Raw genomic sequence first — 965 nt, 5'->3', positions numbered from 1 at the left:
GTGCGGTGGCGTCCGCACCAGGGCGCCCGCCACCTCGCCGTCCGCCCCGCGCCACCATCCCAGTACCGGCGCGGCCTCACCGTAGGCGTGCGGGCCGTGGCGCACGAGGGCCGCCGTGACGGTCAGCAGCAGTGTGTTCTCGACGGGGCGGGCGGTGAGCGAGGGTCCGGCGGCGTCCAGGAAGACGTCCACGTCGTCGGTGAAGGTCCAGGTCATCGCCTCATCCTGCCGAACCGGCAGGCCGTCCGGCACCCGGATTCCGGCCGTCCCGCACACACCCCTGGGCCGGGAGCGTCACGCGTGCGCCCCGGCCCAGGTACCGGGCGTCAGTAGGGCTTGACGAGCACGTGGGCGGCGCCGGGGATGCCGATCTTCAGGAGCTCGTCCTCCTCGGGCGTGGTCGGTGTGCCGGTCTCCTGCTTCAGGATCGCCCGGGACAGGTTCTGCACGAACATGGCACGCGGCCGGCGGCGTGCCTCCCACGCGGCGAGGGCTCCGGCCACGTCCTCCTCGGAGTCCAGCGACTGGGCCAGGACCAGCGCGTCCTCCACCGCCATGGCCGCGCCCTGGGCGAGGTGCGGGGTGCTCGCGTGCGCGGCGTCGCCGGCGAGGACGACCCGGCCGACGTGCCAGGGCTCCTCCACCGTCACCTGCGAGATGCGCGAGTACACCACACCGGCCGGGTCCTTGACCTGCGAGAGCGCCTCGGCGACCGGGCCCTCGAACGCGGTGAGCCGTTCCGCGAGCTGTTCGTGCGCGCGCTCCGGGTCGGGACGGAAGTCCGCCTCCTCGGCGAAGACCGCGCCCAGGTACATCAGGTCGTCGGTGATCGGGGTGAGCAGCGCCTTCGCGGACCGGTTGCCCGTGCTCATCACGACGCCCCGCACTCCGGGCTGCCGGGGCACGGTGACGCGCCAGTTGGCGAAGCCGGTGTACTCGGGCGCGAAACGGTCGCCGTAGAGGCG

General features: G+C 73.8%; 1 protein-coding gene and 1 pseudogene. Both read right to left on the bottom strand.

From position 1 onward, the window contains the following. Positions 1-216, bottom strand: a pseudogene (locus IH13_RS0126995) (GNAT family N-acetyltransferase); the annotation flags it as partial. A gap of 110 nt (positions 217-326) precedes the next feature. Continuing rightward, a partial coding sequence (locus IH13_RS0126990) for an FAD-dependent monooxygenase (RefSeq protein WP_031088582.1) occupies positions 327-965 on the bottom strand: 639 nt, incomplete at its 5' end.

The organism is Streptomyces sp. NRRL WC-3549, assembly GCF_000721935.1.
Lineage (GTDB): Bacteria > Actinomycetota > Actinomycetes > Streptomycetales > Streptomycetaceae > Streptomyces.
This window is presented reverse-complemented; position numbering and strand designations above follow the sequence as displayed.